The sequence below is a fragment of the Flavobacterium notoginsengisoli genome (assembly GCF_014207905.1).
GTDB classification, from domain to species: domain Bacteria; phylum Bacteroidota; class Bacteroidia; order Flavobacteriales; family Flavobacteriaceae; genus Flavobacterium; species Flavobacterium notoginsengisoli_A.
On the sequence record NZ_JACHLB010000006.1, the window covers coordinates 102,543 to 118,930 of the forward strand.

Here is a 16,388-nt window from a genome sequence, read left to right on the forward strand (position 1 = left end):
AACGAAAGCTTCACTTAACTGTGAAGCTTTTTTTATATTTGCTCAAAATATTATAATGTTATGTTGCAATTAAATGTAAAGAACGAAACATCTAGACTTCGTGCAGTTGTTTTGGGTTCTGCTGTTCATAATGGGCCAACTCCAAGTTTAGAGGAAGCTTATGATCCTAAATCATTGGAACATATTAAGGCAGGAACTTATCCTATTGAAAAAGATATGGTTGCCGAAATGGATGCTTTTAATACTGTTTTTCAGAAGTATGATGTAACAGTTTATCGTCCGGAAATGATCGAAAATTATAATCAGATTTTTGCAAGAGATATCGGTTTTGTAATTGATGATATTTTTGTAAAATCTAATATTCTGCCAGACCGCGAACGTGAATTAGATGCAATTCAATATGTAATCGACAAAATTGACCCAGTAAAAGTAGTTCGTCCACCTGAAGAAGTTCATATTGAAGGAGGAGATGTTATGCTTTGGAATGACCATATTTTTATTGGTACCTACAAAGGAAGTGATTATAAAGATTATATCACGGCAAGAACCAATATGCATGGCGTTAACTATATAAAAGAATTGTTTCCTAATAAAATTGTCAAAGAGTTTGATTTGGTGAAGTCTAAGTTAGAGGCTCGTGATAATGCTTTACACTTGGATTGTTGTTTTCAGCCTGTCGGGAAAGATAAAGGAATTATCTATAAAAGAGGTTTTAGAGAAGAAGCAGACTATCTTTATTTAGTAAAACTTTTTGGAAAGGAAAATTTGTTTCACATCGAAAGAAATGAAATGTATAATATGTTTTCAAACGTATTTTCAATTGATGAAAATGTAGTGGTTTCTGAAAAAAACTTTACAAGACTAAATAACTGGCTTCGTGCTAACGGTTTTACGGTTGAAGAAATTCCGTATGCCGAAATTGCGAAACAAGAAGGTTTGTTGAGATGCTCAACATTACCATTAATTAGAGACTAAATAATTGTTTGAAGTTTTTACAGAACGTGAAACCTGAAACTTGAAACAAAAAAACACAAAAAATGAAACAAACAACAAACGCAATAGTAATGATTCGGCCAGTTGCTTTCAGAATGAATGAACAGACAGCTGTAAATAATTATTACCAAAAAGTATTAGACGGATTATTACCAAGTACGGTAAATGCAAAAGCCCAACAGGAATTTGATACTTTCGTTGAAAAATTGAGAGCAGTTGGAGTTGATGTTACTGTAATTGAAGATACTCTAGAGACTGATACTCCTGATAGTATTTTTCCAAATAATTGGGTTTCATTCCATGAAAATGGAGATGTGGCACTTTATCCAATGTTTGCTGAAAATCGTCGTCAAGAACGTCGTGAAGATATTTTGGATACTTTGGAAGAAAAAGGATTTGAAATTACCGATATAATGGATTATACTTCCGCTGAAGAAGATGGTATTTTCTTAGAAGGAACGGGAAGTTTGTTATTAGATAGAGCAAATGGGAAAGCGTATTGTGCTTTATCGCCAAGAGCAGATGAAGAATTGTTTATAGAGTTTTGCGAAGATTTTGATTATGCCCCTGTAATTTTTGAAGCATTTCAAACCGTAGATGGAGAGCGTAAACTAATTTATCATACAAATGTGATGATGTGTTTAGGGGAGACTTTTGCAGTTATTTGCGCAGATTCTATTGATGATAAGAAAGAACGTAAAATGGTTTTGGATAATCTCAAACAAGACGGAAAAGAAATTATTTTGATTACGGAAGATCAAGTAAACAATTTTGCTGGAAATATGCTTGAAGTTCGTGGAACGAATGATAAACGATATATTGTTATGAGTGCGTCTGCGCATCAAAGCCTAACACCGAAACAAATTAGCCAATTAGAAAATCATGCTGAAATTTTAAGTTCAAGTCTTGATACAATTGAAGCTTGTGGCGGCGGAAGCGCTAGATGTATGATGGCTGAAGTTTTTCTTCCAAGAAATTAGAATAAAATATTTAATAAAAAAGAAAGGGATAAAATCTATATTAGAATTTATCCCTTTCTTTTTTAAAGAACATTGCTAAATTAGAAATTTCCTTTAATAATATTTACAATTGAGCTTACAATATATTGGATTCCAATTGAAATAACTATGAATCCTACAATTCTAGAAATTGCGACAATACCGGAAGCACCTAAAATTCTAGCTAAATAATGAGCACTTTTTAAGATAGCAAAAATGCTAATTCCAATTGCTAAAATTGCAAAACATGAAATGATGATTTCGTTTATTTCATGATGCTCTTGATAGAAAGCAATTAAAAGCGACATAGATCCAGGACCTGCAAGCATCGGAATTGCTAAAGGTGTTAATGCAATGTCATTTCTTTGTTGTGCTTCATTTTCAATTTTTTTGTTAATTCCTCGTTTTTTATTGAATTTTCCAGATAGCAAAGAAAAACCAGAATTTACGATTACAATTCCACCAGCTATTCTTAAAGCGTCTATACTAATTCCAAAAAAGGATAATACATATTGTCCAATAAAATACGAAACTAGTAATATTATAAAAACATTAATAGCTGTCCAGAGAGAAATTCTAGATCTTTCTTTTTGAGAATCATGTTGGGTTAATCCAACAAAAATTGGAACGGTTCCAATAGGATTTAAGACAGAGAACAAAGCAGCAAATAAGTAAATAAATAATTCCATATAAATTTGGGTTAGTGAAGTAAAAGTAGTTAATTTTTGATGGTTTTAAGCGAAATAATGTTAGGATAATATTTTGAATGTTACCGATTCGGAATCAAATACATAGAAAAAAATGCTTCTTTTTGATTACTTTTGCATTTCAAATAGGAAAAATGAAAAGTAAAAAAACATTAGTTATAGGCGCATCGACAAATCCAGAACGATATTCATATAGGGCAGTAAATATGCTCGTTGGAAAAGGGCATTCAGTTTTGGCTATTGGGCAAAAAGCGGGAGAAGTTGCTGGCGTAAAAATTCAGACGAAAGCAATACCAGTTAAAAATATTGACACAATCACTTTATATCTTAATCCTGCCCGTCAGAGAGATTATTATAATTATATTATTGAAGCTCATCCTAAAAGAGTAATTTTTAATCCAGGAACAGAAAATCCAGAATTGTATCAATTATTAGAGTTAAATGATATTCAGGTTGAAGTTGCTTGTACCTTGGTTTTGTTGGCAACAAGTCAATATTAAAAAAGAAAAAAATATACTGAAGTTTGTATAATTGACAATTTGTAATTCGACTTCTAATAATAAATCTGAAATGGCAATAAACATTGAAATTAATTGTCATCATGTGGGCTAAACCATTAAAAGTATTACTTTTGTCGTTATGGAATTTTCATCAAAATTAATTGAAAAAGCGGTTAACGAAATGTCTCAATTACCTGGTATAGGTAAACGTACAGCGCTTCGTTTGGTTCTTCATTTGTTAAAACAACCAAAAGAACAAACTTCTTTTTTATCTCAAGCATTGATTAATATGCGTGAGGATATTAAGTTTTGCGAAAGCTGTCATAATATTTCTGATACGAAAATTTGTGAAATATGTGCTAATTTGGCTAGAAACCATGAAACGATTTGTATAGTTGAGGATATTCGTGATGTCATGGCAATTGAAAATACAGGTCAGTATAAAGGTATTTATCATGTTTTAGGAGGGAAAATTTCGCCTATTGAAGGTGTAGGGCCAAATCAATTGAATATTTCAAGTTTAGTAGATAAAGTAAAATCTGGAAAAGTATCCGAAATCATATTTGCATTAAGCTCTACGATGGAAGGCGATACAACCAATTTTTATATCTATAAACAAATTGCAGATTCTGAAATTATTGTTTCAACAATTGCGAGAGGAATATCTGTTGGAGATGAATTAGAATATGCAGATGAAGTTACTTTAGGAAGAAGTATTCTTCATAGAGTTCCTTTTGAAAAAACGTTTAAAAATAATTAACTAAACCCCAAATAGAATTTTGGTTTTTCTGAGCAAATCAGGAAAAACTATATTTGCGATAAAATTTCACTGATGACAAAAAACAGTTTTTATCTATTGTTATTAATTTCGGTATTATTTACCTCGTGTATTCCAGTTAAAGATTTGGTATACCTTCAAGATAAAAATACCTCAAATGAGCAAAACACAATTGCTTCAGTAGAAAGCAAACCATATCGATTACAGATAAATGATGTTTTAAGTATTAATATTAAGGCGATTGATCCAAAGCTGGTTTCTATTTTTAATACTACAAATGTGCAGAATGTACAAAGCGCAAACTCAGAATCGTCATTATATTTTGATGGATTTACAGTCGATGATCATGGGAATATTCGTTTTCCGATTTTGGGAGAAATAAACGTTATAGGTTTCACGCTTGAAGAAGTCAGAATAAAAATTGAAAAAAAGTTACTAGAAGAGTATTTTAAAAGCGAAGCAAATATTTTTGTGACTGTAAAATTAGCTGGTTTCAGATATACAATAAATGGAGAAGTCGGATCTCCTGGAACAAATGTATTGTTTAAAGACAATGTAACAGTTTTAGAAGCTATTGCAAATTCTGGCGATATTACGACAGTCGGTAACAGAAAAGAAGTAACTATAATCCGCCAGACTCCAACTGGAGTTCAAATGCATGACATAGATCTTACTGATCGCAATGTTATGAAATCCCCATATTATTATTTGCAACCCAATGATTATATCTATGTAAAGCCATTAAAGCAAAAAACTTGGGGAACTGGCCAGACAGGAATCCAGTCAATAGGAACTGTTATAACATTATTATCTTTGGCAACCACAGTTTATCTTATAATAAAAAATTAAAAAAAGATTTAAAAAATGTTAGATATTAAAGATTTTTCCATTTTTGAAAATCATGCCAATTTTGATTTTAAAGGCCTATTGTTGAAGGTTATTAGTTACTGGAAATGGTTTTTAATCAGTTTGATTATTGCGTTTACAATTGCTTATCAAATAAATATTCGTAAAGAAAAAATTTATATAATGGAAACTATGGTTTCTATTAAGGAAGAAAGTAATCCTTTCTTTACGTCTAATACAAGTCTAGTTTTCAATTGGGGAGGGGTATCTGATCAAGTTAATGGAATCTCGACAATCCTTAAATCAAGATCTCACAACGAATCAGTTGTGGATAAACTTGAATATTATATTGATTACTTGGAGCAAGGGAAATACAATTTTGTTGACTCTTACGGAGCTGTGCCTTTTTTTGTAGATATTGATAAATCAAAAGGACAAATTGCTGGGACGCTAATAAAAATTACGTTTCTAAGTGAAAATGTATATCAAGTCAGTATTCCTTTTGAAAGCAATTCTGTTTCATTAATTACGTACAGTACCAATACTTATAGTAATACTTCTGTCAAGATTGGAGATTTCTCGCAAAAATATAAAGTGGGCGAACAAGTTAATTTGCCTTTTTTAAATTGGAAGTTACAAATTACAGATAATCCTGGTTTTTATAAAGGAAAAGAATACTTTGTTAGATTTAATGATTTTAACGGAACTGTTGCCAATTACAGAGGTATAGGTGTTGAGGGAGATAAAAATGGAGGTTCTATTCTAACTCTTTCGATGCAAGGAGGAAATAAAGCAAGAATGGTTGATTATTTGAATTCGACCGTAAAAATGCTCATTAAAAAACAGCTTGATGGAAAAAATCAATTTGCGACAAATACGATTAGATTTATTGATAGTACTTTGGTGGCAATGGAATCTCAATTGAAACAAACTGGAAACGAGTTGAAAACATTTCAAAAAGATAAAAACATTTATCAAATTGAAGACGGTGGAGCTAAGGTTTCAGAGAAAATAATGAGTTTTGATCTTGAAAAAGATGCGATTGCTCGAAAAACAGCCTATTATAATTCATTAAAAGCATACTTAAATAATAATTCAGATTATTCAAGACTTCCGGCACCATCAGTAGCAGGAATTGAAGATCCAAATATTGTGGCAAATGTTTCAAAATTAATTGCACTTTCGACTCAAAGATCTGAAATGGCCTATGCTGTAAAAAGTGATAAAATATTTAAGGATTTTGATAATCAAATGGTAGCCGTAAAAAATGTGCTCCAAGAAAATATTTCCTCAGCAAAAATAGCATTGATGTCTGATTTAGCAATGGTTAATGCTAAATTAGGTCAGGCTGAAAGTACGGTGAGAAAACTTCCTGAAGAACAACAAGAATTGTTGAAAATCAAGAGGAAGTATGATCTAAATGATAATATTTACACTGAGTTTCTTCAAAAAAGGAATGAAGCGGAAATAGTTAAAGCGTCTAATTTATCTGATATTCATTTCATAGATTCAGCAAAGGATATTGGAGGAGGATTAATTGGACCTAAAACTTCAGCAAATTATATTCTAGCTTTATTCTTAGGAATACTAATTCCTTTATTATTTGTTTTTGGTATTTTCTTTATAAATAACTCTATTCAGAATACTGATGATATTAGTAAGTTAACTCAAATTCCCTTGCTTGGAGTTATTGGCGTTAATAAAAGTGCTGTCAATTTAGCTGTGTTTGATAAGCCAAAATCAGCACTGTCAGAGGCTTTTCGAGGAATTCGTTCTTCTTTGCAGTTTTTGTATAAAAAGCAACAGGTTAACGGTTCAAAGACTTTGATGATTACTTCGTCAATTAGTGGAGAAGGTAAAACATTTTGTTCTATTAATATCGCAACCGTTTTTGCTTTAAGTGAAAAGAAAACAGTAATCGTTGGTTTGGATTTAAGAAAACCTAGATTGGCAGACGAGTTTCAATTAACCTCACCTTTAGGTGTTGTTAATTATCTTATTAGGCAAAACAGTTTAGAAGAGATAACAAATTCAACCTCAGTTCCAAATTTAGATGTAATCCTTTCTGGTCCTATTCCGCCCAATCCTTCAGAGCTTATTTTAGGCGATGCAATGAAAGAATTAATAGAAGAATTGAAACAGAAATATGATTATGTGATTTTGGATACACCTCCAGTTGGTTTGGTGGCAGATTCATTAGAATTAGTTCAATTTGCAGATGTCACGCTCTATATAGTAAGACAAAACTATACTAAGAAAGAAATGATAACGTTGTTAAATACCAGAATGAAACGTGGAGAATTAAGTAATATTAGTATCGTTTTGAACGGATACGAAAATAAAGCAAAATATGGCGCGGGCTATGGCTACGGCTATGGATATGGAGCATATGCAAATGGTTATCATGAAGAAGAAAGTAAACTCGGTTTTTGGAAAACACTCTTAAACAGATTTAAAAAACAATAATCTTTTATAAATGGAAAACATAGTAAAAAATACAATTTTAATTACAGGAGGTGCTGGATTTATAGGTTCAAATTTGACTGAGTATTTTTTAGGATTACGTTATAAGGTAGTTTGTTTGGATAATTTTTCTACTGGTCATCGTCATAATTTAAAAGATTTTCTTGATAATCCAGATTTTAAATTAATTGAAGGTGATATTAGAAATATTAGTGATTGTATTCTAGCGGTACAGGGAGCAGATTTCGTTTTGCATCAAGCGGCCTTAGGTTCGGTTCCGAGATCAATTAAAGATCCTATTACCACAAATGAAGTAAATGTTTCTGGATTTTTAAATATGTTAACGGCGGCTCGCGATGCTAAAGTTAAGCGTTTTGTTTACGCGGCTAGTTCTTCAACTTATGGAGATTCACAAGGTTTGCCTAAAGTGGAAGAAGTTATCGGGAAACCACTTTCGCCCTACGCGATTACTAAATATGTAAACGAATTATATGCGGAAATTTTTAGTAAAGCATATGGGTTAGAAACGATAGGACTTCGTTATTTTAATGTTTTTGGAAGAAAGCAAGATCCTAACGGAGCTTACGCTGCAGTAATTCCGAAATTTGTAAAACAATTTATGAGTTACGAAAGTCCGGTAATTAATGGAGATGGAAATTATTCTCGTGATTTTACTTATATCGATAATGTAATTCAGATGAATGAGTTGGCAATTACCTGTCAAAATCCAGAAGCAATTAATACAGTTTATAATACTGCTTTTGGGGATAGAAATACATTAAATGATTTGGTAAAATATTTGAAACAATATTTGTCGGAATTCGATTCAAAAATAAACGATGTCCAAGTTATTTATGGAGAAAATAGAGCTGGTGATATTCCTCATTCATTAGCTAGTATAGAAAAAGCAAAAAAAATGCTAGGATATAATCCAAAATATTCTTTACAAGAAGGTTTGAAAGAGGCGGTTGGATGGTACTGGAATAATTTAAAATAAAAATAAAAATAAAAATAAATGAAAATTACAAAAATTTGCTGCATTGGTGCAGGATATGTTGGAGGGCCAACAATGGCAGTTATTGCTCAAAAATGTCCAGATATTCAAGTTACAGTCGTAGATTTAAATGAACAAAGAATTGCAGATTGGAACGATCCGAATCCTGAAAATATACCAATTTATGAACCGGGTCTTTCAGAAATTGTTTCAGAAGCTAGAGGACGCAATTTGTTTTTTTCTACAGATGTTGACAAAGCGATAGATGAAGCGCAAATGATATTTATTTCGGTAAACACGCCTACAAAAACTTACGGAAAAGGAAAAGGTATGGCAGCCGATTTAAAGTATATCGAATTATGCGCTAGACAAATTGCAAGAGTTGCAAAACAGAATAAAATAGTGGTTGAAAAATCAACTTTACCAGTTAGAACTGCCGAAGCAATAAAAAGCATATTAGAGAATACTGGAAATGGTGTGCAATTTCAAATTTTGTCAAACCCAGAATTCTTAGCAGAAGGAACGGCAGTTACAGATTTGTTAAATCCAGATAGAATTTTGATTGGTGGAGATACAACTTCAGAGGGACAAAAAGCAATTCAGGCGCTTGTTGATGTTTATGCAAATTGGGTAAGTAAAGATAGAATTTTGACAACCAATGTTTGGTCTTCAGAATTATCTAAACTTACAGCAAATGCATTTTTGGCACAACGTATTTCCTCAATCAATGCAATGTCTGAACTATGCGAAAAAACAGAAGCAAACGTTTCTGAGGTTGCGAGAGCAATTGGAATGGACAGCAGAATTGGAGCTAAGTTTCTAAAAGCATCAGTTGGTTTTGGTGGATCTTGTTTTCAAAAAGATATCTTGAATTTAGTCTATATCGCAAAATCATATGGATTAAATGAAGTTGCAGATTATTGGGAACAGGTTATTATTATGAATGACCACCAGAAAAGAAGATTCTCTAATAAAATTGTTCAAACATTATATAATACAGTAGCAGATAAAAAAATTGCATTTCTTGGCTGGGCTTTTAAAAAAGATACTAATGATACAAGAGAGTCTGCTGCTATCTATGTTGCGGATGATTTGATAAATGAGCAAGCAAAGATTTCGGTTTACGATCCAAAAGTGACAAGAAATAAAATGATTAGTGACTTAGATTATTTAGAAACAAGAAATAATCAGGAAAATTCTTCTTATCTAGAAACTTTGGACAATGCTTATGATGCCTGTAAAGATGCACATGCTGTTGCTGTTTTAACAGAGTGGGATGAATTTACAACTTATGATTGGAAGAGAATTTACGATTCAATGCACAAACCAGCTTTTGTTTTTGATGGAAGAAATATTTTGGACGCAAAAAAATTAGAAGCAATTGGTTTTATTTATCAAGGTATTGGTTCTTAAGTGAATTTTGTAGTGAAGTAAAAAGGGAGTGAAAAGGAAGTGAAAATGTGAAGTAGTAAGTCGGCTTTACTTCGTTATAAATAGAAAAATGAATTGGTACGTAGTTTATACAAAACCGAAATGGGAAAAAAAAGTTGCAGATAAGCTGCAACAATTAGGAATTGAATGTTATTGTCCTTTAATTACTCAAATTAAGCAATGGTCAGATAGGAAGAAGAAAGTAGAAGTGCCACTTTTTAATTCTTATGTATTTGTTCAAATTCCAGACTCTGAAAGGAACTCGGTTTTTCAAGTTGCAGGTATAGTACGGTATTTGTTTTGGTTAGGAAAACCTGCTGTTGTTAAAGATGAAGAAATTAATACTATAAAAACAAATCTTAAATCTCCAAATATAAGTGACGTCGCAGTTTTGCCTTTCCAAGTAGGAGATAAAATTAAATTAGATTCAGGAGCATTTAGCAATCAAAATGCGATTGTACAAGAAGTGTCTAATAATTATTACACACTTGTGTTAGAAACTTTAGGATGTGTTTTGAAAATAAAATACAAATAAGCCCGTTATTTAATAGGAAAATGGCAGAAGAGAAAGTCTTTTTTAGATTTTTTTCTTCTGTTTTTTTTATAAAGTAATTATTTACAGCCTGATTAATAAGGTGTTGTGCTTGAGTGTGTTTTTATTAACAATTTGTTTTTGATGATTACGGGAAACCGTATTGAATAAGTTGACTTATTGTACTATATTTGCCGAAAATGATTAATTTAGGTAGCTGAGGCAGGATTCTGTGACTCGGAACGGCGAAGCCGTGAATTTTAATGACCTAAATAAATTGAAAAAATGGAATTAGAAAAAAATGTAAGAATCGCAGTTATTGGTTTAGGCTATGTTGGTTTGCCTTTAGCTCGATTATTTGCTACAAAATATTCAGTAGTTGGTTTTGATATAAATGAAGTTAGAGTCAATTCTTTAAAATCTGGAACCGATACGACATTAGAAGTTGAAGACGAAGTCTTGCAACAGGTTTTGGTTACAAAACTAGAAGGAGAAAAAGGATTGTATTGTAGTACCTCGTTAAGCGATATTGAAAATTGTAATTATTATATAGTAACAGTTCCTACTCCTGTTGACAAAAATAACAGACCTGATTTGACACCTTTATATAAATCCAGCGAAACTGTTGGAAAAGTATTAAAAAAAGGAGATATCGTTGTTTATGAATCAACCGTATATCCAGGTGTTACGGAAGAACAATGTGTTCCTGTTTTAGAGAAAGTTTCTGGTTTAAAATTTAATGAAGACTTTTTTGCAGGTTATTCTCCAGAAAGAATAAATCCAGGCGATAAAGAGCATACTGTTGAAAAAATATTAAAAGTTACATCAGGCTCAACTCCTGAAATTGGACTAAAAGTAGATGCTTTATATAAATCAGTTATCACCGCTGGAACACATTTAGCACCAACAATAAAAGTTGCTGAAGCTGCAAAAGTCATTGAAAATTCGCAACGAGATATTAATATTGCTTTTGTTAATGAGTTAGCTAAAATATTCAATTTAATGAATATTGATACGCAAGAAGTATTGGAGGCTGCCTCAACAAAGTGGAATTTCTTGCCTTTTAAACCAGGTCTCGTAGGAGGACATTGCATAGGAGTAGATCCTTACTATCTAGCACAAAGAGCGCAGGAATTTGGATATCATCCTGAGATAATTTTAGCAGGGAGACGTTTGAACGATAGTATGGGAGAATACGTTGCTTCTCAGATTGTGAAATTGATGATTAAAAAAGGTATTTCAGTAAATGGAGCCAGTCTTTTAATGTTGGGAATAACATTTAAGGAAAATTGCCCAGATGTAAGAAATACCAAAATTGTTGATGTTATAAAGGCTTTAAAGGATTATGGAATAGCAGTTACAATTTTTGATCCCCTAGCAAATATAGATGAAGTAAAGAGAGAGTATAAGTTGGAGACAATAAATATTTTACCAGAAGAAAAATTCGATGCCCTAGTATTGGGGGTTGCTCATTCAGAATTTCTTGAGATTGATTTTTCAAATTTACAAAAAGAAAAAAGCTTAATTTATGATGTGAAAGGGGTTTTAGGTTCTTTAGCAGATAATAGGCTTTAGATATAATTTCCACTTTTTTATTTGTTTAAAAAAAATATATGAGTTCAGATAAATCTATTACACATGTAATCCTTACAGGAGGAGTTGGAAGCCGATTATGGCCACTTTCGCGAAAGAGTAGGCCAAAACAATATCTTGAGATATTCGAAGGTAAATCTTTGTTTGAAATGACTGTTGATCGAAATAGTCATTTAGCTAATAAAGTAATGGTTGTTGGCAATGTTGATAATCATCAGTTGAGTGGAAAAGTAATGGAGAAGACAAGTACTTCTTATATTAATATTATAGAAGCTACACCAAGAAATACTGCAGCGGCAATTGCATTTGCAGCATTTGCATCAGATCCAGATGATATTTTAATTATTACTCCATCTGATCATATTATAGATCAAATGGAAAATTATAATAAGGCTATAAATGAGGCAGTATTAAAAGCTAATGATGGGTTTATAGTTACTTTTGGAGTAATTCCAACTAAACCGGAGACAGGCTATGGTTACATAGAAGCAGAGGGAGATAATGTAATTTCGTTTCGTGAAAAACCGAATGAAACTACAGCAAAAGATTTTATAGCAAAAGGTAATTTCTTATGGAATAGCGGAATGTTTTGTTTTAAAGCGAGCGTCCTGCTCGAAGAATTAAAGAAATTCCAGCCTGATGTCTACGAAAAATCAAAAGTTGTATGGGAAGCAAGTAAGCAAGGATTTTTAGATTTAAATTTATCTATGGAAATTCCTTCAATAAGTATCGATTATGCAGTAATGGAAAGAAGTAAAAAAATTAAAGTTGTCCCAGCTTCTTTTTCTTGGTCTGATTTAGGTTCGTTTGAGTCAGTATATGATTATTTGAATTTAAAAGGACATTCAACAGATGCAAATGGAAATATGGTTATTGGATGTGATAAACATACAACTTTTCTAGGCTTAAAAAACACCATTTTTGTTTATACTGAAACAGCTAATTTAATTTTACAGAAAGAGAGTTCACAAGATGTAAAAGATATTTATAGTGAATTAGAGAAACAAAATTCAGATTTGCTAAATTAGAGAAGAGATAATAAATGAAAAAGATACTTATAACTGGTGGCGCAGGATTTATTGGTTCTCATGTAGTAAGACGATTTGTAAGTAGATATCCTGAATATCACATTTTTAATTTAGACGCTTTAACTTACGCGGGTAATTTAGAAAATATAAAAGATATTGAGGCAAATTCAAACTACACTTTTATCAAAGGAGACATTGTCGATGAAAAGTTTATAAATGATCTTTTCGGGATACATAATTTTGATGGAGTTTTACATTTAGCAGCAGAATCTCATGTAGATCGTTCTATTGAAGATCCTTTAAGGTTTGTTAAGACAAATATCATAGGTACAATGAATTTGTTAAACGTAGCTAAAAATCAATGGAAAGGTAATTTCGATGGGAAAAGATTTTATCATATAAGTACTGATGAAGTTTATGGATCATTAGGAAATGAAGGCTTGTTTACGGAAAAAACTCCATATGATCCAAACTCTCCTTATTCAGCTTCTAAAGCTAGCTCGGATCATTTTGTGAGAGCTTATGGAGAAACTTATGGACTGCCTTATGTTTTAACTAATTGCTCAAATAACTACGGTTCACATCATTTTCCAGAAAAGTTAATCCCACTTTTTATAAATAACATTATAAATAATAAGTTACTTCCAATTTATGGAGATGGAAATTATACTCGTGATTGGCTTTTTGTAGAAGACCATGCAATTGCCATAGATTTAGTTTTTCATGAAGGAAAAAATCATGAAACTTATAATATTGGGGGGTTTAATGAATGGAAAAATATAGATTTGGTTAGATTATTGTGTAAAATCATGGATGGGAAGTTAGGAAGAGAAAAGGGGACATCTGAAAAACTTATAACATATGTTAAAGACAGACCAGGACATGATTTACGTTATGCTATCGATGCTTCAAAAATTAATAGAGAACTTGGATGGAAACCTACTGTTACATTTGAAGAAGGTCTAGAAAAAACTATAAATTGGTACTTAAATAACGAAGATTGGTTGAAAAATGTCACTTCTGGCGTTTATCAAGACTATTATAAGAAACAATATTCATAAACATTATAATAAGAAAACTATTAAAAAAAAATGAAAAAAATTATATACGTTCTTACTTTGTTTTTTGTTTTAACTATTCCATTTAATGCTGTAGCACAGGATTTAATGAAGTCTAAAGATTTGAGTACAATAAAGGTTGATTACTTGTCTGATGATGATTTGGCTAAAATTAGTGCACAATTAAAAAGTAATAATACAAGTATTGACCAAGTAGAGCAGATAGCTCTATCGAAAGGGATGACTCAAGCTGATTTTAATAAGCTTAAAATCAAACTTAAGGATTATGAAAACAAAAATGGAAAAAAGGAGGTAAAAGATAATACGCTAAAAGCGGGAGAAAAAGCTTCTGAATTCGGTAGAAAACAAGAAAAAGTTGAAAATGTAAAAGTTAAAGACTCTGCTAATGCTTTAATTTTTGGTTCGGAGTTGTTTGATAATCCAACTTTAGATTTTGCGCCAGATTTAAAATTGGCAACTCCTATGAATTATATTTTAGGCCCTGGAGATGAGTTACAAGTTAGTGTCTATGGAGTTCAAGAATATAATGCTAGTATACCAGTAAGTGTTGAAGGAAAAATAACTATTGATTATGTTGGTCAAATAGCTGTATCTGGAATGTCAATAGAAGCAGCTTCACAAAAAATAAAGGCGGCTATTGCTAGAGTTTATAGTACAGTCCGTTCTGGGCAATCTCAGGTGAGTGTAAGTCTGGGACAAATAAGAACTATTAAAATTACAATTGTCGGAGGTAAACAACCTGGTAATTATTCAATTTCGTCTTTGGCGACAGTATATAACGCTTTACATTTAGCAGGAGGGCCAGGAAAAAACGGAAGCTACAGAAACATAGAATTAATAAGGAATAATAAAGTATATAGAAATATTGATATTTATCGATTTTTAGTTAAAGGAGATCAATCTGATAATGTTACGTTAAAAGAAAATGATGTAATTAGAATTCCAGCATATACTCAGAGAGTTACTATGGAAGGAGAAGTGAAACGTCCTGGCATTTTTGAAATGAAAAGAGGTGAAAGTTTTTCTGATTTGTTAAATTTTGCTTCTGGGTTTAATGAATTTGCTTATACAGCATCGATAAATGTACTGCAAAAGACAGGAAAAGAATTTAAAGTTCATGATGTAAGTGAAAGTGAATTCAGTTCCTATCTGCCTAAATCAGGAGATGTTTTCAGAATTACAAGAATTTTAAATCGATTCGAAAACCGTATTAAAATTGAAGGTGCTGTTTTTAGACCAGATTATTATTCTTTTACTGAAGGAATGAGAATCTCTGATCTTATTACTAGAGCAGAGGGACTAAAAGAGGATGCCTACAGTAAAAGAGCAAGAATTATTCGTTTAAAAACAGATTTAACTACTGAAATTGTTAATGTGGATTTGGGAGCTGCATTGTCAGGTGATTTAAATGCAGATATTGAATTAAAAAGAGAAGATATTGTAACTGTATATTCTATTTTGGATTTTAGAGAAGAGTATAAAGTTACTATTGATGGAGAAGTAAAAAATCCAGGGGAATATGAATATTTTGAAAATCTTACATTAAACGACTTGGTAGTTCAGGTTGGAGGATTAACTGGTTCGGCTTCAAAAAGAGTTGAAATTGCAAGAATGATTAAATCTGATGCAATCGATGATGCTGATCCTAAGCGAATTGAGCTAATTGAATTGGAAATCACAGCTGATAATAATGAGCAAATTAAAAATTTTGTTTTAAAGCCTTTTGATGTAATTAATATTCGTAGGATGGCAGTTTATGAGAAACCTCAAATGGTTACAGTCAGTGGGGCTGTAGGGTATCCAGGTAAATATGTTTTGGCTAATAAAAAAGAGACAGTATATAATGTGGTAATGAGAGCAGGAGGGTTAACCTCAATTGCAAATCTTGATGGAATGAAAATTAAGAGGCCTATTAAAGAAGAACAAATTGAAACATTAGAAAGAATTGATTTAAATATTTCTAAAAATGATACACTAAAAGGTAAGCTGGCAAAAAAATTGAAAGAAGATTTAAAATTTGCAACAATTCCTGTAAACTGGGAAAAAATTGTAAAAGATAAAAATCATTTTTCAAATGTCACTTTATTTCCGGGAGATGAAATTGAAGTAGCAGTTTATAATGAAGGTGTTAAGGTTACCGGGAATGTTTTGTTAACATCTGAAATACCTTATAGAAATGGTAAGGGCTTTAAATATTATATTAATGCTGTAGGTGGTATTGACAGTAAAGGCTGGAAGAAAAAAGCCTATATAATTTATCCAAATGGAAAAGCTGATGTAACAACTTCGTTTTTGTTTTTTAGATCATATCCAAAAGTGGAGCCAGATTCGCAAATTGTAGTTCCTGAAAAACCTGAAAGGAAAAAAATGACTGCGGGAGAATGGGTCGGAATCGGTAGTGTGGTTTCAAGTTTAGCATTATTAATTGTTACAGCTTTTAAATAAG

At 31.7% G+C, this 16,388-nt stretch carries 14 protein-coding genes; 13 read left to right on the top strand and 1 reads right to left on the bottom strand.

The window, feature by feature from the left end:
• The first annotated feature begins 60 nt into the window (after positions 1-60).
• Positions 61-975: a dimethylarginine dimethylaminohydrolase family protein gene (locus tag HNP35_RS17765; RefSeq protein WP_184165567.1), complete on the top strand. Its 915-nt coding sequence runs from the start codon at positions 61-63 to the stop codon at positions 973-975.
• Between the two features lie 62 nt (positions 976-1,037).
• Positions 1,038-1,973 (top strand): citrulline utilization hydrolase CtlX, encoded by a 936-nt coding sequence (gene ctlX / locus HNP35_RS17770; protein WP_184165563.1) that lies wholly within the window; start codon positions 1,038-1,040, stop codon positions 1,971-1,973.
• An 80-nt stretch (positions 1,974-2,053) separates the two neighbouring features.
• Here ctlX and HNP35_RS17775 read toward each other — a convergent pair whose 3' ends face one another.
• Complete coding sequence (locus HNP35_RS17775; RefSeq protein WP_184165560.1) at positions 2,054-2,680, bottom strand: MarC family NAAT transporter; 627 nt, start codon at positions 2,678-2,680, stop codon at positions 2,054-2,056.
• 152 nt (positions 2,681-2,832) lie between these two features.
• Here HNP35_RS17775 and HNP35_RS17780 point away from each other — a divergent pair, with 152 nt between their 5' ends.
• The 11 genes from HNP35_RS17780 to HNP35_RS17830 all read left to right on the top strand — a co-directional run bounded on the left by HNP35_RS17780 (position 2,833) and on the right by HNP35_RS17830 (position 16,387).
• Complete coding sequence (locus tag HNP35_RS17780; RefSeq protein WP_184165557.1) at positions 2,833-3,198, top strand: CoA-binding protein; 366 nt, start codon at positions 2,833-2,835, stop codon at positions 3,196-3,198.
• A gap of 139 nt (positions 3,199-3,337) precedes the next feature.
• Positions 3,338-3,958, top strand: coding sequence for a recombination mediator RecR (recR, locus tag HNP35_RS17785; protein ID WP_184165554.1), 621 nt, complete (start codon positions 3,338-3,340; stop codon positions 3,956-3,958).
• Between the two features lie 72 nt (positions 3,959-4,030).
• Positions 4,031-4,825 carry a polysaccharide biosynthesis/export family protein gene (locus HNP35_RS17790; RefSeq protein ID WP_184165551.1) on the top strand — a complete coding sequence of 265 codons (795 nt, stop codon included), beginning with the start codon at positions 4,031-4,033 and terminating at the stop codon, positions 4,823-4,825.
• A gap of 15 nt (positions 4,826-4,840) precedes the next feature.
• Positions 4,841-7,288: a polysaccharide biosynthesis tyrosine autokinase gene (locus tag HNP35_RS17795; protein WP_184165548.1), complete on the top strand. Its 2,448-nt coding sequence runs from the start codon at positions 4,841-4,843 to the stop codon at positions 7,286-7,288.
• Between the two features lie 10 nt (positions 7,289-7,298).
• Positions 7,299-8,282: an SDR family oxidoreductase gene (locus HNP35_RS17800; RefSeq protein ID WP_184165545.1), complete on the top strand. Its 984-nt coding sequence runs from the start codon at positions 7,299-7,301 to the stop codon at positions 8,280-8,282.
• Between the two features lie 18 nt (positions 8,283-8,300).
• Positions 8,301-9,692, top strand: a complete 1,392-nt coding sequence (locus tag HNP35_RS17805; protein WP_184165542.1) for a UDP-glucose 6-dehydrogenase — start codon at positions 8,301-8,303, stop codon at positions 9,690-9,692.
• A gap of 88 nt (positions 9,693-9,780) precedes the next feature.
• Positions 9,781-10,245, top strand: a complete 465-nt coding sequence (locus HNP35_RS17810) for a UpxY family transcription antiterminator (protein WP_184165539.1) — start codon at positions 9,781-9,783, stop codon at positions 10,243-10,245.
• 282 nt (positions 10,246-10,527) lie between these two features.
• A complete protein-coding gene (locus HNP35_RS17815) occupies positions 10,528-11,817 on the top strand; it encodes a nucleotide sugar dehydrogenase (protein ID WP_184165536.1) in 1,290 nt (429 codons plus the stop codon).
• Positions 11,818-11,855: 38 nt separating this feature from the next.
• The gene (locus HNP35_RS17820; protein WP_184165521.1) at positions 11,856-12,863 is read left to right on the top strand and encodes a mannose-1-phosphate guanylyltransferase; all 1,008 of its coding nucleotides are present in this window, start codon (positions 11,856-11,858) and stop codon (positions 12,861-12,863) included.
• 14 nt (positions 12,864-12,877) lie between these two features.
• On the top strand, positions 12,878-13,924 hold the full coding sequence (gene rfbB, locus HNP35_RS17825) for a dTDP-glucose 4,6-dehydratase (protein WP_184165518.1): 1,047 nt from the start codon (positions 12,878-12,880) through the stop codon (positions 13,922-13,924).
• 30 nt (positions 13,925-13,954) lie between these two features.
• Positions 13,955-16,387, top strand: coding sequence for an SLBB domain-containing protein (locus HNP35_RS17830; RefSeq protein ID WP_184165517.1), 2,433 nt, complete (start codon positions 13,955-13,957; stop codon positions 16,385-16,387).
• Position 16,388 lies beyond the last annotated feature (1 nt).

Coding starts and splice junctions, on each gene's coding strand:
- HNP35_RS17765 (WP_184165567.1), top strand. CDS start 61: ATGTTGCAATTAAATGTAAAGAACGAAACATCTAGACTTCGTGCAGTT.
- ctlX (WP_184165563.1), top strand. CDS start 1,038: ATGAAACAAACAACAAACGCAATAGTAATGATTCGGCCAGTTGCTTTC.
- HNP35_RS17775 (WP_184165560.1), bottom strand. CDS start 2,680: ATGGAATTATTTATTTACTTATTTGCTGCTTTGTTCTCTGTCTTAAAT.
- HNP35_RS17780 (WP_184165557.1), top strand. CDS start 2,833: ATGAAAAGTAAAAAAACATTAGTTATAGGCGCATCGACAAATCCAGAA.
- recR (WP_184165554.1), top strand. CDS start 3,338: ATGGAATTTTCATCAAAATTAATTGAAAAAGCGGTTAACGAAATGTCT.
- HNP35_RS17790 (WP_184165551.1), top strand. CDS start 4,031: ATGACAAAAAACAGTTTTTATCTATTGTTATTAATTTCGGTATTATTT.
- HNP35_RS17795 (WP_184165548.1), top strand. CDS start 4,841: ATGTTAGATATTAAAGATTTTTCCATTTTTGAAAATCATGCCAATTTT.
- HNP35_RS17800 (WP_184165545.1), top strand. CDS start 7,299: ATGGAAAACATAGTAAAAAATACAATTTTAATTACAGGAGGTGCTGGA.
- HNP35_RS17805 (WP_184165542.1), top strand. CDS start 8,301: ATGAAAATTACAAAAATTTGCTGCATTGGTGCAGGATATGTTGGAGGG.
- HNP35_RS17810 (WP_184165539.1), top strand. CDS start 9,781: ATGAATTGGTACGTAGTTTATACAAAACCGAAATGGGAAAAAAAAGTT.
- HNP35_RS17815 (WP_184165536.1), top strand. CDS start 10,528: ATGGAATTAGAAAAAAATGTAAGAATCGCAGTTATTGGTTTAGGCTAT.
- HNP35_RS17820 (WP_184165521.1), top strand. CDS start 11,856: ATGAGTTCAGATAAATCTATTACACATGTAATCCTTACAGGAGGAGTT.
- rfbB (WP_184165518.1), top strand. CDS start 12,878: ATGAAAAAGATACTTATAACTGGTGGCGCAGGATTTATTGGTTCTCAT.
- HNP35_RS17830 (WP_184165517.1), top strand. CDS start 13,955: ATGAAAAAAATTATATACGTTCTTACTTTGTTTTTTGTTTTAACTATT.